Here is a 23530-nt window from a genome sequence, read left to right as displayed (position 1 = left end):
TTCAATGAATAGCAACATGACAGTCACAAAACGCAGTGGCGAACGCGAGCAGATCGATCTCGACAAAATCCACCGCGTGGTTACCTGGGCAGCCAAGGGCTTAAAAAATGTTTCCGTTTCTGAAGTAGAACTGCGTTCACACCTGCAGTTTTTTGAAGGCATCCCTACCGAAGCCATCCACGAAACCATTATTAAAGCCGCTGCGGATCTGATCTCTCCCGAGTCTCCGGACTATCAGTTCCTGGCCGCCCGCTTGGCTGTGTTCCATCTTCGCAAAAAAGCATTCGGCCAGTTCGAGCCGCCAAAGCTGTATGACCATGTGGTCAAGCTGGTTGAGATGGGCAAGTACGACCGCCACATCCTCGAAGACTACACCAAAGAAGAGCTGGACGTTTTAGACAGCTACATCGACCACTGGCGTGATATGAACTTCTCATACGCCGCCGTGAAGCAGCTGGAAGGCAAATACCTGGTTCAAAACCGCGTCACCCACGAAGTGTACGAGAGCGCCCAGTTTCTCTACATCCTGGTTGCGGCCTGCCTGTTTGCCGGTTATCCAAAAGAGACCCGTCTGAAGTATGTAAAAGACTTCTATGATGCGGTATCTACCTTCAAGATTTCCCTGCCTACGCCGATTATGTCCGGCGTGCGCACCCCTACCCGTCAGTTCAGCTCTTGCGTACTGATTGAGTGCGGTGACAGCCTGGATTCTATCAACGCCACCGCGTCCTCCATCGTGAAGTACGTGAGCCAGCGCGCCGGTATCGGCGTGAATGCAGGCCGTATCCGTGCCCTGGGTAGCCCAATTCGTGGCGGTGAGGCCTTCCATACCGGCTGTCTGCCCTTCTACAAGTATTTCCAGACTGCGGTGAAGTCCTGCTCCCAGGGCGGTGTTCGCGGCGGCGCGGCGACGCTGTTCTACCCAATCTGGCACCTGGAAGTGGAGTCGCTGCTGGTACTGAAGAACAACCGCGGCGTGGAAGACAACCGTATCCGTCATCTGGACTATGGTGTGCAGCTGAACAAACTCATGTATCAGCGCCTGATCAAGGGTGAGAACATCACGCTGTTCAGTCCATCAGACGTGCCTGGTATGTACGATGCATTCTTTGAAGATCAGGACGAATTCGAGCGCCTGTATACCAAGTACGAGCAAGACACGAGTATCCGTAAGAAGTCGCTCAAGGCCGTTGAACTGTTTTCACTGATGATGCAGGAGCGTGCGTCTACCGGTCGTATCTATGTGCAGAACGTGGATCACTGCAACACCCACAGCCCATTTGACTCAAGCGTTGCGCCTATCCGCCAGTCAAACCTGTGTCTGGAAATTGCGCTGCCAACCAAACCACTGGACAGCGTCGATGATACCAATGGTGAAATTGCACTCTGTACGCTGTCGGCACTGAACCTGGGCGCCATCGATAACCTTGAAGAGCTGGAAGGTTTGTCAGACTTGGCGGTACGTGCCCTCGATAGCCTGCTGGACTATCAGGACTACCCCATCAAGGCAGCCAAGCTCGGTTCCATGAACCGTCGTACCCTGGGTATCGGTGTGATTAACTTTGCCAACTACCTGGCCAAGAACGGCAAAAAATACTCAGATGGCAGTGCCAACAACCTGACCCACAAGACCTTTGAAGCCATTCAGTTCAACCTGCTGAAAGCCTCGATGAATCTGGCCAAGGAAAAAGGTGCCTGCCCGGCGTTCCATGAGACCACTTACTCTCAGGGTATTCTGCCAATCGACACCTATAAGCGCGATCTGGACAAGATCTGCAATGAACCGCTGCATCTGGATTGGGAAGGACTGCGCGCCGATATCAAGCACTACGGCCTGCGTAACTCTACCCTGTCAGCGCTGATGCCATCAGAGACTTCGTCGCAGATCTCCAACGCCACCAATGGTATCGAGCCACCCCGTGGTCTGATTTCGGTGAAAGCCAGTAAAGACGGTCAGCTTAAGCAGGTTGTGCCTGACTTTGATGAACTGCGCAACGAATACGAGTTGCTGTGGCAAATGCCGTCCAACGACGGTTATCTGCAACTGGTTGGCATTATGCAGAAGTTTGTGGATCAGGCCATTTCTGCCAACACCAACTATGACCCCGCCAAGTTCGAGGGGCGTAAGGTGCCAATGCAACTGCTGCTGAAAGATCTGCTGACCGCCTACAAACTGGGCCTCAAGACCCTTTACTACCATAACACCCGTGATGGTGCGACCGATCAGCATGACGACATTGCTGTGGTTGAAAAAGAGGACGACGGCTGCGCCGGTGGTGCCTGTAAGATTTAACACAGGCAAATACAAGGAAATTAGGTGTTAACAGGGGGCTTTGCCCCCTTTTACCGGAATAAAGAAATCATGGCTTACACTACTTTTTGTCAAACTCCCAACGATGCAACCCGCGAACCTATGTTTTTCGGCCAGTCCGTTAACGTTGCCCGTTACGATCAACAGCGCTATGAAGTATTTGAAAAGCTGATTGAAAAGCAGCTGTCGTTCTTCTGGCGACCGGAGGAAGTAGACGTAAGCCGTGACAAAATTGATTTTGGAAAGCTGCCGGATCACGAAAGGCACATCTTTATTTCCAACTTAAAGTACCAAACCTTGCTAGACTCTATTCAGGGCCGCAGTCCAAACGTTGCCTTCCTGCCTTTGGTGTCGCTGCCAGAGCTGGAAACCTGGATTGAAACCTGGTCTTTCTCTGAAACCATCCACTCACGCTCATACACCCACATCATTCGCAACATTGTGAACGACCCTTCTGCGGTGTTTGACGACATTGTGGTAAATGAAGAGATCCTCAAGCGCGCAGGCGATATTTCGGCCTACTACGATGAGCTCATCAAGCTGACTCAGATTTACCATCTGCACGGTGAAGGCACCCACACTGTGGATGGCCATATAGTCGATGTGACTGTACGCACACTGAAAAAGGCTCTGTATCTGTGCATGATGTCGGTGAACGCCCTGGAAGCCATTCGCTTCTACGTCAGCTTTGCCTGTTCGTTCGCCTTCGCTGAGCGCAAGCTCATGGAGGGCAACGCCAAAATCATCCGCCTTATCGCCCGAGATGAAGCGCTGCACCTTAACTCGACCCAGCACATCCTCAATATCATGCAGGGTGGCAAGGACGATCCGGAAATGGCAGAAATCGCCATCGAGTGTCAGCAGGAAGCCTACGATCTCTTCCTGCGGGCTGCCGAGCAGGAAAAAGAATGGGCCAAATACCTCTTTAAAGATGGCTCCATGATTGGCCTGAACGAGCAGATTCTGTGTCAGTACGTTGAATACATCACCAACCAGCGCATGAAGTCAGTCAACCTGGCTCTGCCCTACCCAGAGTCTACCAACCCGCTGCCGTGGATGAAAAACTGGCTGGAGAGCGATGCCGTTCAGGTTGCACCACAGGAAGTGGAAGTCTCCTCTTATCTGGTCGGACAGATTGATGCCTCGGTCGATGAAAATGAGTTCTCCGACTTTGATCTTTAAAAAGGCGCCTATCGTCAGCCTTCAGGGACAACCCGTGCTGCTGTTCAATGGACAGCAGCAGTCTCTGCTGGAGGCTCTCGAAATCAAAAAAGTCCGCGTATTCTCTGAATGTCGAAGCGGATTTTGTGGTGCCTGTAAGACCAAGGTGCTCAGCGGATCTGTAACCTATTTTACCGAGCCACTGGCAGCGCTTTCTGCAGACGAATGCCTGCCCTGCTGCTGCGTACCTGAGTCTGATTTAAATTTGGCGCTCAGTCCCAAGGGCGCCGATACAGTGGTGCATTCCCAGGCACTCAATGCCAGAGCCAAGGCGGTTTTGGTAGACTGACTCAGATCGGTTTTTTGGCAAACTTCTCATGTAATTCAGGCAGCTGAGTAATGGCGGCCGAACCATACCAAGGCACCAGCTCCATCACCAGGCTACCCGCTTTTATGGCCGGATCGCTTTCTGTAAGCGCCCTGGCCTCTTCCACAGTCTTCACATCAAAAAGATAGATACCGCGCAGCTCACCATCGTTTAAAAATGGGCCGGCCAGCACCAGCTTTCCTTCTTTGGCCAAGCGGCCGATATTATCAAGATGTGCCCGTTGCAGCCTTGCCCGCTCTTCGTCGGTGCCGCTGCGGTTCGGACCTTTCTTTAAAAACGCCATCACATAAGATTTCATGCCGTATTCATCGGCGCCCACTTTAGCCGCGAGTGCTTCATCGTATTCCGCCAGCGAAGCTAGCGGTGTCGCCAGATTCATCGCAATAGCTACTGCCGCAGCAGATAAAAGGTATACGCTCGATTTTACAAGGCGTGTCTTTTGCAATCCCATGGGAAACTTCCTGTTTTGGTTGGATGATATGTACGTATCTTGGTAAAGCTAGCACCGACCGAAAAAGGCGCCACATTTTGCACCGCATCAGATCACATGGCTCGCCTAGTTCACTTAATTCGCCTAGTTCATAAAAGGAAAGCCCGCGTAATGCGGGCTTTCATGACTTAAACATCAAGTGTAGGCATATTGATGATCGGAGATTAAAAATTAACCCACCTTAATAAGGCGTTCGGGTCAATTCTCAATGCCGATGAGTTTACATTCGCATCGCAAGCTCTGCGCCCTGGCGAATGGCCCGTTTGGCATCGAGCTCTGCCGCGACATCCACGCCACCAATCAAATGCACAGGCTTACCTGTGGCTTCCATTTCGGCCACCAGACACCGATTGGACTCCTGACCAGCGCAGAGTACGACTGTATCCACATCGAGCACCTTGGCCTCGTCATTCACACGGATATGCAAGCCCTGCTCATCGAAGGACTCATAGCTTACGCCGTTCATCTGAATAACCCCGTGCATCTTGGCCACGGTGCGGTGGATCCAGCCCGTGGTTTTGCCAAGCCCCTTGCCCATGGGCGTAGTCTTGCGCTGAAGCAGGTAGATGGTACGCTCGGCGTGCTCTTTGACCGGCGCCTTAAGGCCACCGCGGGCTGCGTAGGCATCATCTATGCCCCATTGATCACGCCAACGTTTGGGATCGAGCGTACTGGAGTCCTTCTCACCAAGGTAATGGGCCATATCAAAGCCAATACCGCCGGCGCCAATCAAGGCCACCTTTTGCCCCACGCTTACTTCACCATTCAGCACCTGCTGATAGTTGACCACCCGGGGTGAATCAAACCCTGGCAGTTTCACTGCGCGGGGAACAACCCCTGATGCTATCACCACTTCATCGAAGTCTTCATCATTGAACACTGAGGCATCGAGGCGGGTGTTAAGCCTGAGTTCAACACCGGTTTGCTGCATCTGGTTATTAAAATAGCGGATGGTTTCGTCGAACTCTTCCTTACCGGGAATTTTACGGGCTAGGTTGAATTGACCACCCACTTCCCCTTTGGCTTCAAACAACACCACATTGTGTCCACGACTGGCCGCATAAATCGAAAATGCCATTCCCGCAGGCCCGGCACCCATCACGGCTATCTTTTTGGGCTGCGAAGATTTGGGGAAATTAATCTCGGTTTCGTAACAGGCCCTTGGGTTAACCAAACAGGTTGCACGCTTCATCTTGAAAGTATGATCGAGGCAGGCCTGATTACAGCCGATGCAGGTATTAATTAGCTCACTATGCCCTGCAGCCGCTTTATTGACAAAGTCAGGGTCCGCCAGGAAAGGTCTTGCCATAGACACCATATCAGCCTGGCCGGATGCCAGAATGTGCTCGGCAATTTCCGGGGTGTTAATCCTGTTGGTCGCAATAAGCGGAATTCGCACTTCTTGCTTCAAACGCTCAGTCACCCAGGCAAAGGCGCCTCTGGGGACACTGGTTGCAATGGTTGGGATCCGGGCTTCATGCCAGCCGATACCGGTATTGATAATGGAGACTCCCGCTTCTTCCAGCCCTTTGGCAAGCGCCACTACTTCATCCCAGCTGGAGCCTTCTTCCACCAAATCCAACATCGACAGTCTGAAAATAATAATAAAATCATTTCCTACTGCAGCGCGAATGGCACGCACTATCTCCAACGGGAAACGGCTGCGGTTTTCAAAACTGCCACCCCATTCGTCCTGACGCTTGTTGGTGCGTGAACAAATAAACTGATTGATGAGGTACCCTTCAGAGCCCATGACTTCCACACCATCGTAGCCGGCCTTACGTGCCAGTTTGGCACTGGTGGCGTAATCCTTGATGGTGCCGCGAACTTGCCGGGCCGACATGGCGCTGGGCTTAAAAGGCGTAATGGGGGCTTTGAGGGCACTGGGTGCCAGGGAAAACGGATGATAACCGTAGCGGCCCGCGTGCAAAATTTGCATACAGATTTTGCCACCCGCGCCATGTACGGCGTCTGTAACGATACGGTGGCGTTTCACCTGCCAGGGAAAACTGAGCGAAGAGGCATGGGGCGCTAATCTGCCACGTAAATTCGGGGAAATTCCCCCGGTCACTATCAGACCTACGCCACCGGCAGCACGCTCCCGATAAAATGCAGCCAGCTTTTCAAAGCCGCCCTTTTCTTCTTCGAGCCCCGTGTGCATAGAGCCCATGAGTACGCGGTTTTTAAGCTGGGTAAAGCCTAAATCCAATGGCTTCAACAAATGCGGAAACGACATTCAAACACCCTTTTAAAACATGTGATCTAAGTCAGCATATCCTGTGTCGAGTATAAGCTCAACCGTCCAGCCACCTGAATGTTAAAAACCTTTACAATTGCATTTCGCCGCAATGAGTTATTTGCGGTAGCATATGTCCAGCGTCAACTATTGGAGTGCTGAATGGCCAAAAAACCCCTGACAACAAAAAACACCCTGCTTCTTATCTGGAATACGATAAATTTCATCCGTAAGCTGATAATTAATATCGTATTTTTCCCAATACTTATTCTGGTGTTGATTGTTGCTATCGTCGCTTTAAGCACGGAAGATGAGCTGCGTATTGAATCCGGCAGCGCCCTGGTGTTGGACTTATCCGGCAATCTGGTCGATCAGGCTAGACGTGTCGATCCCTTTACCCAACTTATGCGTCAGGGCAATCAAAACAGTGAAGATACTGAAGTCCTGCTTTCAGACGTGCTTTATGTTATCGAAAACGCGACCCACGACGAGCGCATCGGCGCTATCGTGCTCGACCTTGGCAACATGCGCGCAGGGATAAGTAAGCTCACCGCCGTCGGCGAGGCCCTGAAAGGTTTTCGTGAGTCAGGTAAAAAGGTGGTGGCTATCGGCGATTGGTACGGCCGCAGTCAGTATTTCCTCGCAAGTTATGCCGATGAGATTTACCTCAATCCCCGTGGTGAAGTCTTTATCGACGGTTACGCCGCCTATAACCTCTATTTCAAATCGGCTTTGGAAAAACTCAAGGTTAACACCCACGTTTTCCGTGTAGGTACCTACAAGTCGGCGGTTGAACCTTATATTCGCGACGATATGTCACCGGCGGCCAGAGAAGCTACCCAACTCTTGATTGACGATCTCTGGGGTAGCTATGCCGACACGGTTGCGAAAAACCGCGGTATCGAAACCAGTGAGCTGGTGCTGGATGCAGACACTTATCTTGCGCGACTGGATGCCAACGACGGTGACAGTGCCGCACTTGCGGTAAAGCAGCGTTGGGTAGATGCCCTGATGAGTGACGAGGCTTTTCGCTCCGCCATGGTTGAACTCGTGGGGGAAGACAAGGAAGAGCACAGCTTCCGTCAGGTGGGTTTCCACGAATACCATAAGCTGGTGAAACCTCAGCCACAGTTTATGCCGGTAGACAGCGTGGGCGTTATCGTTGCCAAGGGCACCATTCTCAACGGTTTCCAGGCGCCCGGCGATATCGGCGGCAAGAGTACATCCCAGTTAATTCGTGATGCCCGTTTTGATGATTCCATCAAGGCCCTGGTTTTGCGTGTAGACAGCCCAGGCGGCAGTGCTTTTGCCTCAGAAGAAATTCGCCAGGAGCTTCTGGCACTCAAGGCTGCCGGTAAACCTGTGGTCGTGAGCATGGGCAGTATGGCGGCCTCCGGAGGTTACTGGATTTCAGCCAGTGCCGATTACATTTACGCGACGCCCACGACACTCACAGGCTCCATTGGCATCTTTGGCCTGATGACCACTTTTGAAGACTCATTGGCAGCCATTGGTGTGCATGCCGACGGCGTCGCCACCAGTGAATGGGCCGCACACTCACCCTTCCGCCCCTTGTCACCCAAGCTCGAATCTGCCATTCAGCGCAATATCGAGCGTGGTTACAAGGAGTTTATCACTCTGGTCGCCAATGAACGCGACATGACCCTGGAGCAGGTCGATGCCATCGCTCAGGGTCGCGTATGGAGCGGAAAGAAGGCATTGGAACTGGGCCTGGTAGACGAAATTGGTGATATGCCACAGGCACTGGCCAAAGCCGCCGAACTTGCCGGCATGGCGACCTTTGACATTCAGTTGATTGAGCAGCAGATGTCCCCTGAAGAGCTGTTTATACAGGAGATGTTTGCCTCTGCCTCGGCCTGGCTGCCACAGCAGACACAACAGAGTGATGTGGTGCAATCCCTGCTGCGTGTTTGGACCAGGACCTTGCAGGAAATCGCCCGCTTTGACGACCCCAAAGGTGTCTACCTCTACTGCGAATATTGCCAACTCCAATAAGTCAGCGCTGAACAGTAAAAACCCGGCCCATGCCGGGTTTTTCTTTGGTCGTCTTGTGTTACCACTGAATTTGTCACTGAATCTCTCACTGAATGTGCCCGTGAGGTTTCGTTTAGGCGCCGGGATCCTTATAATTCGGTCAAAATCAAACAGCAGTCACCTCACCCATGAAAAAGCCCTCCATCTATGTCGCCTATACCGGCGGTACCATCGGCATGCAGAAAACCGCCAATGGCTTTGCGCCAGTAGCCGGCTTTCTCACCCAGTGTGTTCAATCCATGCCGGAGTTTTATCACGAAGAAATGCCGGAGTTCGTGATCCACGAGTATGACCCGCTGATTGATTCATCCAACATGTCGCCGGCCCACTGGCAGATGATTGCCGATGATATCCGCGATAACTATGACAAGTACGATGGCTTTGTCATCCTCCATGGCACAGACACCATGGCCTACACGGCGTCGGCGCTGTCCTTTATGCTGCAGGGACTGAGTAAGCCAGTGATAGTGACAGGCTCGCAAATCCCCCTCGCCCAGCTTCGCTCCGACGGGCAAACCAATCTGCTGAATGCCCTGTATATTGCCGCCCGTTACCCGGTGGCCGAAGTATGTTTATTTTTCAATAACAAGCTGTTTCGCGGCAATCGCACCACCAAGGCACACGCCGATGGTTTTGATGCCTTTGCCTCGCCAAACTTCCCCTTGCTGCTTGAAGCCGGAATAACCATTAACCTGAAGGCTGGTAAAATCACCCGTGAAACCACAGGAAAATTGGAAGTAGCCTGTATTTCTCCGCAGCCTGTGGGTGTGGTTACTCTGTACCCCGGCATCTCCACCGATATTTTCATCAACGTACTGCAGCAGCCGGTAAAGGCGCTGATTTTACTGACCTTTGGCGTAGGCAACGCGCCTCAGGACCCGGCACTGCTTAATACACTCAAAGAAGCGGACGAACGGGGTGTGGTACTGGTGAACCTGACACAGTGTTTCCAGGGCAAAGTGAATATGGGCGGCTATGCAACCGGTAACGCCCTCGCCCGCGCAGGTGTTATCAGTGGCGCCGACATGACCATCGAGGCCTGCCTCGCCAAATTGCATTTCCTGCTGTCTAAAAATCTGCCTCCGGCAGACATAAAAGCCGCCATGCAAACCAATCTTGTGGGTGAACTCACCAGCGATTGAACAAAATAAAAGCCGGTCTGAGACCGGCTTTCTTATCTTTACTGCATACTGAGCAGATCAGATTTCATCGTTACTGAAGGTGGCGATGGTCTCACCACCGAAGTCCGAGGCCATACGACGTTTCAGCTCGCTTTTGGACAGCTCATTGATGCTGCCACCGCGGGCTATGGTGAAATGTTCGTCCTGGTCCAGCATGCGGGCCTGATACAGCATCACGACCTGCATGGCATTTTCGCGCTGGGCTTCGGTCAGCACGCTGCCGTCTTCCCACTTACCAAGCTCTACGGCCGAACGCATGCGCTCGTACACTTCCAATGGCATCTCATCAATCAGCTGATTCAAGTCTTTCATACGCTTTTCCGCTTATTTATTACCATCTGGACCCGGGTAACCAGATAACCCACAAACCCCAGGGTCAGGAGCACTGCACCGGCAGTCAGCCGCACACCCTCAGGCTCTTCGCCGCCCCAAAACAGCACCACAACACCACCGATAAACAGGGTCATGGTGATGAAACTCTGATTCATGAGGCGCTGTGACTTTTTAATCTGCGCAATTCTCAGCGCCGAGTCATTATCGCCTGCTGATGAGGTGTTGCAGTGTGGACACTGGGGCGCCTTACTGGAAATCCGCTTGTTGCAGATGGGACATTGCACTAACGCCATAGTGATTATCTCAGCTTGTCTACAACGGCCAACATGGCAATGAGTGACGCCTCACCCAATTGCTGGCTGCGCTCTGGCGACCAGCCCACAAAGGGGTCTTGCAGATTGGCGTTATCTTTAAACGGCATTTCCAGGGTGTTGGACAGACAATTAAATGTCTGGGCGACCCAGTTGGACGCCACCGTCAGGTTGGCTTTGCCCGGCTCGTCTTTGGCATAACCAAATTCAGTTTGGAAATCGGCACTGGCAAGGCACAGCACATCGGTGAATTGCTTTTGCAAATCGGCGAGGCGGGCATCCCAGCAAGGTACGCCTTCGGCGCCAGCCACAAAGACATAGGGCAGCCCTTCATCACCGTGGACGTCATAGAAAAGATCAACACCGGTTTCTTTCATGCGATTAACGACATAAAAGACTTCAGGGCTGCGCTCAAGGGATGGGGTCTGCCATTCACGGTTGAGGTTGACCCCTTTGGCATTGGTACGCAGATGGCCACGTACGCTGCCGTCCGGGTTCATGTTGGGCACAATGTAGAAATTGGCTTTGTCCAGCAGCGCCTTGGCGGTGGCATTTTCACGGTCGAGCAAGCGGTTGAGCAAGCCTTCCACCAACCACTCCGCCATGGTTTCGCCGGGGTGCTGACGGGCTGTTATCCAGATATTGCGCTTGTTGCTATCGCCGTCACCCACTTTGACCAGGGTCATGTCACGGCCATCCAGGGTGAGCCCCAGATGTTCAAGGTCGACCAAAGGATGCATTTGCACTGCGGCGAGCAAATCTAAATGACGCTCGTAGCTGTATGGGGCGAAATAGGCTATTTGGATACTGCTGCAATCCAGGGTGACATCGATGGAGAGCTTGCCGTCCTGAAACTGGGTGGGTAAACGAAACCAATTCTGGCGATCGTAGCTGCCCACTGCCTGATACTCGTCCCAACCTTTCGGGTAGGACGCCGCAGCGGCGTTAATGATATTCAGGCGAAAATGGTTTCCAACTTCCCCTTCCATACGAAAGTTAAACCACTGAAAGAACTCGCCACCTTCGTCTGGTCGAATCGCCAGTTGAATGTCGTTGTGATCGTCAAGGCTGACAACCTGAATGTTGCCGCCGTCAAAATTGGCGCTGATCCGCATCTGCTGTTCCTGCTCTGTGTGTAGGATACATGCCCGGCGATACCGGGCCTGAAAGATGCCCTAGAATACCCTAAAAGCAGTCGTTCTTGAATGCGTTGCGGCCAATTCTTATTAACAACAGGCGAAGCTGTAACCCTGACCGCGAACCGTATTTATCATGCTCCGTGGCAGCTTGGTTTGCGCAAGCTTACGGCGGGTATTGCTGATATGCATATCGAGGTTACGGTCAAAACGGCCAAACTCTTTTTGCAACACACTGCGTTGCAGCTCGGCCTTGGTCACGACCTGTCCCTTTCGCTCGAACAAGTAACGAAACAATTTGAACTCGGTTTGGGTAAGCATAACTTGCCTGTCGCCAATACCAATTGTGTAGCGTGTTTCATCAAAATGAATTTGTGTGTCTGCTTCATCGTGTGCCGGTACATCCTGGCGTTTGAGCCTTCTGGCCAGCGCCTGGATACGTACCAGCAGCTCTTTTACGCTGAATGGTTTGGTCAGAAAATCATCGGCGCCCAGCTGATAGCCACGAATACGCTCCTCTTCACTGTCGAGTGCGGAAATCACAATCACGGGTAACTGGTTTTTACGTTGCATCAACATGGAAAAACCGTCCATTCCCGGCATCATCAGGTCCAGGAGGATAAGTTCCGGCACATCCTTTTCCATCAGAGTGAGGGCTTCAAAGCCATCGGTGGCAGCAGATACACACAAACCTTCCCGCTCGAGAGCCTCGGTAAGCAGCTCCCGAAATCCATTATCGTCTTCGACCAAGAGTATTTTCTTCACGACTCATATCTAAATGCGAACGGTTGTTATTTACATTAGCATGATATAAAGGGCCAGCCAAGTAGATTTGGTTCTGTTATGTGACATTGGTTCGTTAAGTTAATAGTTTGTTATCTATTGATTTTTCTTTATAACAAAAAGGACCGCAATGCGGCCCTTCACCATGAAAAAGATGTTGATTAGTTCACCATTAGCTCTCGGATATATTTGACCGGAGCACTGCCAAAGCTCAGGAACCGCTCATGGAATGCCTTCAAATCAAAGCTCTCGGGGGCTTTGGCTTTGAGCTCTTCACGGAAATCGTAGATTTCCCGATAGCCAGCATAATAGCTGGTCAGCTGCACCTGGCTTAATGTCGCGCGGCGCCATTTGCCGGCCGCTTCTGCCTCTTGCTGGAAAGCCTCTTCCGTCATCAACTGCATGGCCTCTTCCTGTGTCATACCCTTGACCTGAATGCTGTAATCCAAAATGGTGTTGGCAATCACCCGCAGGTTCCACTTGTAGTACATCAGCCACATTTCCGGCTCAAAGCTGCCATAGCCTTCTTCCAGCATCATCCGCTCGGTGTAAACCGCCCAGCCTTCTACCATGGCGCCATTGCCAAACAGGCTCTTAATCAGACTTGGCGACTCGTTCGAGTACACCAATTGGGTGTAGTGGCCGGGAATGGCCTCGTGGATATTCAGTACCTGCAAAATCCAGTGGTTATATTCACGCAGATAAGATTCGGCCGATTCATCGGACATGCCGTCCAGTGGGGTCACGTTGTAGTAAGTGTTGCCGCCTTTATCGTAAGGGCCTGGGGCACTGATGGAGGCGCCTGCATAGCCGCGCATGTATTCCGGCGTCTCGCGCACCACCAGGGGTTTATTGGGATCGAGCGTAATAAGCTGTTTATCATTAACGAATTTAACCAGCTCTGGGATCTGCGCCCTCACCTCATCCACAAAGTCTTCACGCTTCACGTGCTTGGCCGACAGCTTATCAATCAGCATTCGCGTTGCGACCTTGGAGTCGTCAGGCATGGCTTCGGTGAAATACTTACCCCAAATCTCTTCGGTGATCCGGGCCATTTCTGCATGAACCCGTATCATGTCGGCGCTGGCTTTATCGTAAAGCGCCTTGGCAGTCATACCCGACTGTATATCCAGTGCAAATTTTTCTTCGTAGAGCGCTTCGCCAATACGAAAATCACGGGCGCCATTGGCCTTAAGGCGATTGCTCAGTGTTTCGAGCCAGGTGATATGCTCATTAATTGCGGCAATTGCGGCATCAAAACGCTGTTTGAACAGAGTTTTTTCGGCATCTGTCAGGCCGGAGCCCTCCACCTTGGCGACAAGTTCATCGTTAAAGACAGAGAACGCCCCCTGATTCTGCAGCAATGCAAGCTCGGTGTGCTCCAGCGTTGGATTGTCGATATTTTTTCTCGCCGCTTCATAGTAGGCAGGGACATTCTCAAGGCGAGACACCACAGAGCGCAAACGTTCATCCAGCGGCGCAAACTCTTCATTAATGATTTGAGCAAAACCGCCGGCCACATTGTAACCGGAAGGATCCCACTGCCAGGCACGAAAGCGGGTTTGTTCCCACTCGACGCTATTGAGAAGATTGTCAATCAGCCGGTAGTCAATCAACTCACTGGTTGAGAGTTTTTTTGTATCGAAGGCCTGTAGCATCTCACGCTGGGTATTTACAAACGCCAGGGTTTTGGCGCGCTGCGCCTCATCGGCAACTTCTAAAATACCATCGTATTTGTGATAACCGCTGTAGAGTGCCCAGGTTGGGGCCACTTCCCAGAGGGCATCAATAAAGGCGCCACTGAAGGATGCAAAAGATTGAGTTTGTTGGCTTGCAACAGCGTTGGCACTGGCATGTTGTTCAGGACCACCTGTGGTGGTGCCATCGGTGCAGGCGCCGAGGGACAGTGCAGCAATGGAAATGGCGAGGGCTAAGGTAGTTTTTTTCACAGCGCATTCCTTTCAGTCCTTCTAAGGGACTCTGATAAATAAAGTCCCTAAGTAAACCATTAAATTGCCGTGAATTTAAGTCAGTACATTTCTTGTTACGAATTTTGCGCTGGTATGATTGGATTACCAAATTCAGGATGAATACAAGCAGCCTAAAACCGTTGGTTTGATCCAAAAATGCCCCATAGCAAAACGGGGTTCGCAATTGCGAACCCCGTTTCAGAATGTGGCGGTGAGGGAGGGAGTCGAACCCTCGATACGTTTCCGTATACACACTTTCCAGGCGTGCTCCTTCGGCCACTCGGACACCTCACCAAATTGTTATCGTCAGTCAGCGCTTCGCTTTCCCCTGTCGACGGAGCGGTACTTTACGCAAATGCCCTTAAAGGGTCAAGCAAAAAGCCAATAAATTTTATCGTTTGCATACTTGCTGAGCAAAGCGGTGAGATAACGATCATTTTGGTTATTTATCAAAGTATCAAAGGCTTTTTACGGGCGATAAAATCTGTTTGGTTCTGTATGCCATATCCCCTTTCTTTGGTCCATTTCGGGGGAGCGGCTTATCATCAAATACACTCGCACCAGCAGTCGTAAACTCAAGACAACAAAAAAGCGGGCTGAAGCCCGCTTTTTACCAATTGAAACAAAGCAATTTTCTTTTACGCCACGCGAATCTATCAGCCGCGACTTAAGGAAAATTTGCTGACTTCCTTACCCATGGCATCCACTGCACTCAGCAAATCATCATTGATGCGGCCAAGCTCGTCGGCGACCTGGTGGGTATTCTGATAAATTTCACTGATCCTGAGCGCATTCCGATTCACTTCTTCAGCGACCGCGCTTTGCTCGTGGGTCGCCGCTGCGATCTGCTCATTCATGCTGTCAATCACACTCACATAATCCACGATGCGTCTTAGCTCTTCACCGGCATGATTGACTTCCTGGACACTGGCCTGCGCCTGGGTCTGGCCACGTGACATAGCGTCCACTGCTACCCTGGCACCTTCTTTTAGCCGCTCTGTCATGGTGCGAATATCCGTGGTGGAAGATTGAGCTCGCTGTGCAAGCGATCGCACTTCATCGGCTACCACAGCGAAACCGCGGCCCATTTCCCCTGCCCTTGCCGCTTCAATAGCAGCGTTAAGTGCCAGCAGATTGGTTTGCTCGGCGATCCCGCTTATCACCTCGAGCACACTCACAATACCCTGAATATCGGTATCAAGCTTGGTAATGGCGACCGCCGCGGCATCAATTTCCGATGCGAGTGCACTGATGGTTTTACCGGTGTTACCAACTTCTTTATTGCCGGTACGGGCTTCCTGACTGGCTTGGCCGGACGCGGATGCGGCTTCCACTGCGTTGGATGCAATCTGGCTCACAGTGGCGCTCATTTCGGTCATGGCCGATGCCACCTGCTCTGCTTCGGAATGTCCCTGAGCCACATCATGGCGCATCTGATTGGAGTGGGTTTCCATGCGTTTGACGGCATCGGTTACTTTCAGGCTGTTGGTTTTAACCTGATGTATAACAGCCTCAAAATCGGTCATCATGCCGTTAAATGCATCGCCAAGGCGGCCTAATTCATCGGCGCTGTCTACCTTGATGCGGGTTGCCAAATCAAATTCTTCACGGGCACGGCGCATCTGACTTTCAATATGCACCACCGCGCGATTGAGATATCCCATTACTGACAGTCCGGTCAGGGCGACCAAAGCGAGTACAGCTACCAACAAAATCATCATCAGCGTCATTTGCCAATTGGCGGCTTGTAAACGGGCATCTGTCAGGTCATCCAGACTCTTTGCCAGGACGTTTTCAAAACTGTAAAGCAAGTTAATCCGCGCGGTGGATGCCTTAAACCAGTCCTCGGGAGACGTTTTGGCGATGGCCTGATTATCCTGGCTTAAGGCCAGCTCCCGGTAACGGCTTACTTCTGCAATTTCAGGGCTTTGTAACGTGCGCTGCCAATCGCGGCGCCAATCGTCGGTTGCGAGCGCATCGAAACGCTCCGCATAGGTATCCTGCTCTGACATCAACCTTACTGCCCGGGTATATACACCGGGCTTAAAACCGTCATTGCCGAACGTGGAGGAAAGCACGGCTCTCTCTATGCCGGCGCGCTCCTTCATTTGCAGATAAGCACTGAAGGCAGCAGAAGCCACGGCGATTCTCTTATCACCGCCTTCATGAACTATGTCGTCGACTATGCCAAGCAGGCGTTTGTTAAGGCCTGTGTAATAAGCGACCTCGTCTGCAACTGAAATGCTCAGGCCGTCCACCTGACCACGAATGCTTGCCAGTCTGCCAAGTTCAGCCGCGGCCCCCTGCACTTCTTCCTGCACATGGCTGGCAAACTGCTTTCCCTTCACGTATTGGGTGAATGTACGCAGTTTTTCATCGGTCAAACTGCGTTGTGAAGGCAATTGAGCTTTGAAATTCTGGCCCCTGGAGCCCAAAAAACCTGCGCTCATGCCGCGCTCTTTTTGCAGCTCGTGCACCAAAGCACTATTGATGACAGCAAGCTCTGTTAATTGCTGTACTTTTTGGAGAGAGTTGGATTCGTCAATTTTATCGTTGAGAAGAATGCCACCAAAAATGACAAAGCCCAACAAAGGTGGCATGAACACCAACATAAGTTTAAGTTTCATACTGAGATTGGCAATCCATGGCATGTTCATATAGGTTCCCTTTAAACTAATAAAGACGCACCTGAAATAGGGGCTTTATGGATTCTAGAAGGCTAAGTGTAGTCGGCATATACCCAATTGGTCTTGGTTTGCTTATAAAAAAACCGCCGAAGCGGTTTTTGTGGAGTAGATCATATTTCAGGCTGACGCTGCGAGTATCAGGCGTTGCCCTTCACCTGCATATTGAGGGTTTTGGCAAAGTCCAGCATACGATCAAGCGGCAGTTTCGCCCTTTCGCGCAGTGCGTCATCAACAAAAATCTCGTGGGCACTGGCATCCTTGGCGCTGAGCGCTGCCTCAATAGCTTTAAGCCCATTCATCGCCATCCAGGGGCAGTGGGCACAGCTCTTACAGGTGGCGCCATTGCCGCCGGTTGGGGCTTCAATCAATGTCTTACCGGGCGCGGCCTGCTGCATCTTGTAGAAGATGCCCTTGTCGGTGGCCACGATAAAGGTGTCGTTTGGCAAGGTTTGCGCCGCTTTAATCAGCTGGCTGGTTGAGCCCACCGCATCGGCCATCTCCACCACACTGGCGGGTGACTCAGGGTGCACCAGTACGGCAGCATCCGGGTACTGGATTTTAAGCTCTCGCAGCGCCTTGGCTTTGAACTCATCGTGAACAATACACTCGCCCTGCCACAGGAGCATCTCGGCGCCGGTTTGTTTGGCGATGTAGCTGCCAAGGTGTCTGTCCGGGCCCCAGATGATTTTCTTGCCTTCGCTGTCCAGGTGCTCAACGATTTCGAGGGCAATGCTTGAGGTTACTACCCAGTCTGCACGGGCTTTTACCGCCGCCGAGGTGTTGGCGTACACCACCACAGTGTGGTCGGGGTGCGCATCACAGAACGCACTGAAGGTCTCGATGGGGCAACCCACATCCAACGAACAGGTGGCTTCCAGCGTCGGCATCAGCACGGTTTTTTCCGGGCTTAAGATTTTGGCGGTTTCACCCATGAACTTCACACCGGCGACGATAAGCGTCTTGGCGGCGTGATCGCGACCAAAGCGTGCCATTTCCAGAGAATCCGATACACAGCCGCCGGTTTCTTCTGCGAGAGCCTGGATTTCGGGATCTGTGTAATAGTGCGCAACAAGCACGGCATCCCGAGCTTTCAAAAGCGCCTTGATTTTTTCTTTGTATTCCAGCTTTTGCACATCCGAAAGCGGAATCGGCTTGGCTGGAAATGGATACTGAATGGGTTCCAGAATAGGGGCTTGCTGACTCATGGTAATTCCAACATCACACAACTTGGGCGCATTATACGAAAACCCGACCAAAAGATTAAGGTGTTTTCTCCGGGGGAGTTGAGTACGGGCCCATCAACCATACGAAAAAACAAAGGACGCCGCAGGCGTCCTTTGATGAAGCATAAGCAATTATCAGCGCATGGCCAACAGCATGTCTTCCGGTTGCTCCAGATACTGCTTCCACAGGTTGCAGAAACGGGCAATGGTGCCACCATCGATAACCCGGTGATCGCCGCTCCAGCTCACCTGCATTATCTTGCGGGCCTGCACGCTGCCATCGGCGGCAAAGCGCGGCAGTGTCTGCAACTTACCCAGCGCCACAATGGCCACCTCAGGCTTATTGATTATAGGCGTCGCCACAGTGCCGCCCAGGGCGCCAATGTTGGAGATGGAGATGGTGCCACCTTTAAGGTCCGCCGGACTCACACGACCACTGCGGGCAGCGTCAGTGAGACGGGTTATTTCGCGTGCCACATCCAGAATCGACTTGCTCTGCACGTCTTTCACGTTGGGCACCAACAGGCCAACTTTGGAGTCCACCGCCATGCCTATGTTGTGGCTTGCCTTGAAGGTCAGCTCAGTGCAATCGGCATTCACCTGACTGTTCACCACCGGAAACTCTGTGAGTGCCAGTGACAACGACTTCATGAAGAATGGCATCATGGTCAGCTTCACATCGTCACTGCTGTACTTGGCCTTCATGCGCTCGCGCAGAGCAACGAGTTCAGTAAGGTCAATTTCTTCACAGTAGGTAAAGTGCGGGATGCTGGACACTGAGTCCATCATCTGACGTGCCATCGCGGCTTTTACGCCGCGAATTGGTTCAACCCTGTCACCTGCCGCAGGCTGTACAGGGGCCGCCACTGCGGCTGCCTGAGGAGCAGCTGCTTGAACTGCCGGCGCTGCGCCGCCCTTCAGATACTGCTCAATATCTTCTTTATAGACTCGGCCATGCTTACCACTGCCGGGCACCTGCGACAAATCCACATCCAGGCTGCGGGCCATTCGGCGCACCGCAGGGCTTGCCAGCGCCTTGCCATTGCCGTTAACAGCAGCGGTGGCCGGAGCAGCACGCTCGACGTGGCTGGTTCCAGCAGCGGCAGCTGACACGGCAGGCGCTGCGGCAGCTGTAGCTACCGGATGCTCAGCTTCCACCTCGATGGCGTAAAGCGGCGCATGCACCTTGGCAAGCTGTCCCTTGCGATAATGCAGGGTGACAATTTTGCCGGCCTTAAGGGCGGGAATTTGTACCAGAGCTTTATCGGTCATCACGTCGGCAATGGGCTGATCTTCTTCAACCATATCGCCTTCGTTTACCAGCCACTCGACCAGCTCACATTCCACAATCCCCTCACCGATATCGGGCAGCAGGAAATCTTCCACCTGCTTGCCTGCGCTCACTGCTACGGGAGCGGCAGCAGGTGCAGCTTCAGGAGTCGCTTCAGCCGGAGCCGCTGCCGCATCGGCGCCCTCGCCTTCGATTTCAACCGCATACAAGGGAGCATGTACCTTGGCGATTTCACCCTTGGCGTAATAAAGCTTGCTGACCACACCGGCAAACGGCGCCGGAATTTGCACCAGGGCTTTATCGGTCATCACGTCGCAAATGGGCTGATCTTCGGCAATGAGGTCGCCTTCTTTCACCAGCCATTCAACCAGCTCACATTCTACGACGCCTTCACCGATGTCCGGCAAAATAAAATCTTTAATCATACCGGGCTCCTAGAAGTTGACGCTCGCCTTGATGGCTTCAAAGGTCTTGAGCGCATCCGGCATGTATTCTTTTTCGTGGATAAGTGGATACGGGGTATCCAAACCACACACCCGGGCAATGGGCGACTCCAGATACAGGAAGCACTCTTCCTGAATGGTCGCAGCGATTTCGCCGGCAAAGCCACCGGTGAGCGGCGCTTCGTGGTTAATCAGCAAACGGCCGGTCTTTTTTACCGACGCGGCTACTGTGTCCACATCCCAGGGGGACAGGGTGCGAAGGTCGATGATTTCACAGGAAATGCCTTCTTTTTCCGCCATTTCGGCGGCTTTTTCAACGATTTCCATCTGCGCGCCCCAGGCGAGCAGCGTGACGTCTTTACCTTCTTTCACCACTTCGGCCTTGCCCAGTGGCAGCTCATAATCACCTTCAGGCACTTCACCAACGCTGGCACGGTACAGGCGCTTGGGCTCGAAGAAGACCACAGGGTTTTTGTCTCGGATTGACGCCAACAGCAAACCCTTGGCCTGATGGGCGTTACGGGGCACAACCACCTTCAGACCCGGGGTCTGGGTGAAATAGGCCTCAGGCGACTGAGAGTGATAATGACCACCGGCAATACCGCCACCGTAAGGCGTGCGATACACCAGGCCGCCCACATTGAACTCGTTACCTGAGCGATAACGGAACTTGGCGCTCTCGTTTACAATCTGGTCGAACGCCGGGAAGATGTAATCGGCGAACTGAATTTCGGCCACGGCGGTGGTGCCATTGGAGGCCAAACCGTTGGCAAAACCGGCAATACCCTGCTCGGTCAGCGGGGTGTTAAAGCAACGGCCTCTGCCAAAGGTATCCTGCAGGCCGGAGGTCGCGCGAAACACGCCGCCAAAGTGGCCCACGTCTTCCCCGAATACCAACATGGTCGGGTCTTTTTCCATCGCAATGCGCAGGGCACTGTTGATGGCTTGCAACATATTCATTTCAGCCACGGCTTAGAGTCTCCCTGCAGTTTTTGGATAAGCTTGCGGATACTTCTTCACGTGAGCCTTCAGTGACTCCAGCTGCTTTTTCAGCAGTGGCGTGGGCTCATCGTAAACATCCTCAATGATCTCATCGATGCGGGGCGCCGGGATCTTCTCGGCCACTTTCACTGCAGCAAGGACTTCTTCGCGGTAACGCTCGTACATGGCTTCATCATCGGCTTCGGCGAGCCAACCTTTGTTAATCATCCACAGCTTGAAGCGTTTAACCGGATCGTGCTCACGCCACTTGGCTTCTTCTTCCTTGGAGCGATAACCGGAAGGGTCATCCGAAGTTGAGTGAGCGCCAAGACGGTAAGTCATGGCTTCAATCAGCACAGGGGCATTGTGCTCGAGCGCATAAGCTCTCGCCTGCTGGGTGGCGGCAAGCACCGCCAGCATGTCGTTGCCGTCTACGCGGATGGTATGCATGCCGTAGCCCACACCGCGGCTGGCAATGCCGTTACCGGCAAATTGCTCTTCTGTGGGGGTGGAAATGGCATAGCCGTTGTTGCGGCAGAAGAAAATCACCGGAGACTTGAGCACGGCAGCCATGTTCATGCCTGCGTGGAAATCGCCTTCAGACGCCGCGCCTTCACCAAAGTAGCAAATAGCCACATTGCGTTCGCCTTTCATCTTCAGGCTGTAACCCACACCAGTCGCCTGTGGGATTTGGGTACCCAGTGGCGATGAAATGGTTTGATAATGCAGCGCGGCCGTGCCGTAGTGGATGGGCATCTGGCGGCCTTTACCGAGGTCTTTTTCGTTGCTGAACATCTGGTTCATAAACTGCTCGGTGGTAAAACCGCGATAACGCAGGGCGGCGTGCTCACGGTATTGGGCCAGGATAACGTCTTTGTCATCCAGGGCCGCGGCGCTGCCGAGAATGGCCGCTTCTTCACCGGTACAGGTCATGTAAAAACTGATACGGCCCTGGCGCTGCGCACCCAGCATGCGCTCATCCAGCACACGGGTAAACACGCAGGCGTCGTAAATGCGCTTGGCGAGGGCTTCATCGATTTGCGGCAGAACGGCTTCCTCGTAGGGAGTACCGTCCGCCTGAAGGATCTTGAGAATGGGGATGTGCAGCGACTCCCTGTCGAGGAAGGAGACTTTGTGCACTGTCTCTTGGTTTGTTGATGCGTTGCTCATATTCTGCTCTTGTTATCATTGAGGCCCACCCACGGCAGACCTGTATGTAAAACGCGGGATGAACATTACGTTAACGTAAACTACCTGACAATCATTACACTATGACGGGGGACAAGTTTCCCCCGTTTGAATGTATTAATTGCTTTACAGCCTTATTCCACGCGAGGGTTCACCGCGGGAACCAGCATGATCACGGTGCGCTGGCCAACGGGCACCTTGGCGTTGGGGAACACCACCGCCTCGGCTTCCTGCTCGACAAAAATATCCTTGCCACCCTGACGTGCTATTACGTGCCCGCGTGGGAAAGAAGTAAAGTTCTCCACATCGGTGCTGAAGGTAAATTCAAAGTCATCGGCTTCCTTATTAATGACCCGGCAGACCTGATAGAGGTTCACCTGAGTTTCATCAAAAGGTGCAAGCTCCAGCGGCTCACCACAGATAAGGCGCTTAAACATTTCCCGGGTATTGGCGAACTTGCTCATGTCGTTCTGTCCCATGGGATATACCTTGCCCAGTTCAATGGTAAAGGCATCGGCGCGGAACAACTCAGATGAGAAATAACTGAAGGTGGTGGTCGGTTCGTGGTGGAAGAGCACGGTATCCACACCACTCGCCGCCAGGAACATGATTTGCTCTCCGCTGAAGGCACGGCCAGGGCGGTAGGGGTAGATGGCAAACTTTTCATGCCTGGAGCCACGGATGGCGGTGTGCAGATCGTAATGAATGCGCTGCCTGCCCTCTCCCTTTTCTGCACCTTCTTTAAAGAAACGGGTGACATAGGCTTCAAGCTTTTTAGCACGTATCCGCTCGGGGTTACTGAGTCCAGGTCCACGGCTGTGTTCACCGCTAAAAAGCCGGTTCATGTTTTCATCTACGATACGGGTGCCATTGTTGATGGCAGCGGGGTTACCAATAAGGAACAATACCCGCTCTTTTACCTGCAGCCGCCCTTCCAGCAGATCCTGAATAAGGCCGTTGCAAAGCTCTATGGGCGCCGTTTCATTGCCGTGCACCCCACTTGAAAGCACGATATCTTTTTGACTGTTGCCATCGGCAGGCTCAAACACCAGCGCACCTGTATCCCAGAGACTCACCTGGGTATGTCCGTACATCAGCTGTGGGGGAATGGGGTCTAAGTGTTCAGGATTGGACAGGGTAAGATGCAAAAAGTCTTTGCAGCCTTGCAGTAGGTTAAGCACTTGGGTCTCCTTTCTCTGAGGCTTTCTTGCGTTGGGCTATTGCGATGAACTGCCTGTGGGCCTGAGCCACGCCTTTGGCAGGCATTCCTTTAGCCTCGCAGCGTTTTGTGCCAATACTATCACAGCTATTTGCGCTCATTCTCAACCATTTACTCATGGAGTTGCCGATGGAGCAGACAAA

18 protein-coding genes and 1 tRNA gene are annotated in these 23530 nt (G+C 52.6%); 5 read left to right on the top strand and 14 right to left on the bottom strand.

Annotated elements, in window-relative coordinates:
* Positions 1-4: 4 nt before the first annotated feature.
* From nrdA to yfaE, 3 genes are all read left to right on the top strand, one after another.
* Positions 5-2293: a class 1a ribonucleoside-diphosphate reductase subunit alpha gene (gene nrdA / locus K0H63_RS09285; protein ID WP_220067689.1), complete on the top strand. Its 2289-nt coding sequence runs from the start codon at positions 5-7 to the stop codon at positions 2291-2293.
* A gap of 69 nt (positions 2294-2362) precedes the next feature.
* Entirely contained in the window at positions 2363-3493 is a 1131-nt protein-coding gene (nrdB, locus tag K0H63_RS09280; RefSeq protein ID WP_220067688.1) for a class Ia ribonucleoside-diphosphate reductase subunit beta, read from the top strand.
* Positions 3462-3821 carry a class I ribonucleotide reductase maintenance protein YfaE gene (gene yfaE, locus K0H63_RS09275; RefSeq protein WP_434086757.1) on the top strand — a complete coding sequence of 120 codons (360 nt, stop codon included), beginning with the start codon at positions 3462-3464 and terminating at the stop codon, positions 3819-3821. The genes nrdB and yfaE overlap by 32 nt, the downstream gene beginning before the upstream one ends.
* Before the next feature lies 1 nt (position 3822).
* On the opposite strand, the gene K0H63_RS09270 is transcribed toward yfaE, so the two are convergent.
* Together K0H63_RS09270 and K0H63_RS09265 are read right to left on the bottom strand one after the other, a co-directional pair.
* Positions 3823-4311, bottom strand: coding sequence for a YciI family protein (locus K0H63_RS09270; protein WP_220067686.1), 489 nt, complete (start codon positions 4309-4311; stop codon positions 3823-3825).
* A gap of 259 nt (positions 4312-4570) precedes the next feature.
* Positions 4571-6586, bottom strand: coding sequence for an NADPH-dependent 2,4-dienoyl-CoA reductase (locus K0H63_RS09265; protein ID WP_220067685.1), 2016 nt, complete (start codon positions 6584-6586; stop codon positions 4571-4573).
* Positions 6587-6748: 162 nt separating this feature from the next.
* Between K0H63_RS09265 and sppA the strand changes: the two genes are divergently transcribed.
* Both sppA and ansA read left to right on the top strand, forming a co-directional pair.
* Positions 6749-8602: a signal peptide peptidase SppA gene (gene sppA / locus K0H63_RS09260; protein WP_220067684.1), complete on the top strand. Its 1854-nt coding sequence runs from the start codon at positions 6749-6751 to the stop codon at positions 8600-8602.
* Between the two features lie 167 nt (positions 8603-8769).
* A complete protein-coding gene (gene ansA / locus K0H63_RS09255) occupies positions 8770-9783 on the top strand; it encodes an asparaginase (RefSeq protein WP_220067683.1) in 1014 nt (337 codons plus the stop codon).
* A 57-nt stretch (positions 9784-9840) separates the two neighbouring features.
* Here ansA and K0H63_RS09250 read toward each other — a convergent pair whose 3' ends face one another.
* The 12 genes from K0H63_RS09250 to astE all read right to left on the bottom strand — a co-directional run bounded on the left by K0H63_RS09250 (position 9841) and on the right by astE (position 23349).
* Positions 9841-10134 (bottom strand): YeaC family protein, encoded by a 294-nt coding sequence (locus K0H63_RS09250; protein WP_011759834.1) that lies wholly within the window; start codon positions 10132-10134, stop codon positions 9841-9843.
* Positions 10131-10448, bottom strand: coding sequence for a zinc ribbon domain-containing protein (locus K0H63_RS09245; RefSeq protein ID WP_220067682.1), 318 nt, complete (start codon positions 10446-10448; stop codon positions 10131-10133). Before K0H63_RS09245 ends, K0H63_RS09250 begins: the two co-directional genes overlap by 4 nt.
* Positions 10449-10453: 5 nt before the next feature.
* Positions 10454-11581 (bottom strand): M14 family metallopeptidase, encoded by a 1128-nt coding sequence (locus K0H63_RS09240; protein WP_220067681.1) that lies wholly within the window; start codon positions 11579-11581, stop codon positions 10454-10456.
* 111 nt (positions 11582-11692) lie between these two features.
* Positions 11693-12367, bottom strand: a complete 675-nt coding sequence (locus K0H63_RS09235; RefSeq protein ID WP_220067680.1) for a response regulator transcription factor — start codon at positions 12365-12367, stop codon at positions 11693-11695.
* Between the two features lie 179 nt (positions 12368-12546).
* Complete coding sequence (locus K0H63_RS09230; protein WP_220067679.1) at positions 12547-14334, bottom strand: DUF885 domain-containing protein; 1788 nt, start codon at positions 14332-14334, stop codon at positions 12547-12549.
* 227 nt (positions 14335-14561) lie between these two features.
* A tRNA-Ser gene (locus tag K0H63_RS09225) sits at positions 14562-14649 on the bottom strand.
* 362 nt (positions 14650-15011) lie between these two features.
* The gene (locus K0H63_RS09220; protein WP_220067678.1) at positions 15012-17012 is read right to left on the bottom strand and encodes a methyl-accepting chemotaxis protein; all 2001 of its coding nucleotides are present in this window, start codon (positions 17010-17012) and stop codon (positions 15012-15014) included.
* Between the two features lie 167 nt (positions 17013-17179).
* On the bottom strand, positions 17180-18247 hold the full coding sequence (nadA, locus tag K0H63_RS09215) for a quinolinate synthase NadA (protein WP_220067677.1): 1068 nt from the start codon (positions 18245-18247) through the stop codon (positions 17180-17182).
* A gap of 153 nt (positions 18248-18400) precedes the next feature.
* The gene (locus K0H63_RS09210; RefSeq protein ID WP_220067676.1) at positions 18401-19981 is read right to left on the bottom strand and encodes a dihydrolipoyllysine-residue acetyltransferase; all 1581 of its coding nucleotides are present in this window, start codon (positions 19979-19981) and stop codon (positions 18401-18403) included.
* Between the two features lie 9 nt (positions 19982-19990).
* Entirely contained in the window at positions 19991-20968 is a 978-nt protein-coding gene (locus K0H63_RS09205) for an alpha-ketoacid dehydrogenase subunit beta (RefSeq protein ID WP_220067675.1), read from the bottom strand.
* 3 nt (positions 20969-20971) lie between these two features.
* On the bottom strand, positions 20972-22150 hold the full coding sequence (locus tag K0H63_RS09200; protein WP_220067674.1) for a thiamine pyrophosphate-dependent dehydrogenase E1 component subunit alpha: 1179 nt from the start codon (positions 22148-22150) through the stop codon (positions 20972-20974).
* Between the two features lie 152 nt (positions 22151-22302).
* Positions 22303-23349 (bottom strand): succinylglutamate desuccinylase, encoded by a 1047-nt coding sequence (astE, locus tag K0H63_RS09195; RefSeq protein ID WP_220067673.1) that lies wholly within the window; start codon positions 23347-23349, stop codon positions 22303-22305.
* Positions 23350-23530 lie beyond the last annotated feature (181 nt).

The organism is Shewanella zhangzhouensis, from assembly GCF_019457615.1.
In the GTDB taxonomy this organism is placed as follows: Bacteria; Pseudomonadota; Gammaproteobacteria; order Enterobacterales; family Shewanellaceae; genus Shewanella; species Shewanella zhangzhouensis.
Note: the sequence above shows the minus strand (reverse complement) of the source record. Positions and strands in the feature narration are given on the sequence as shown.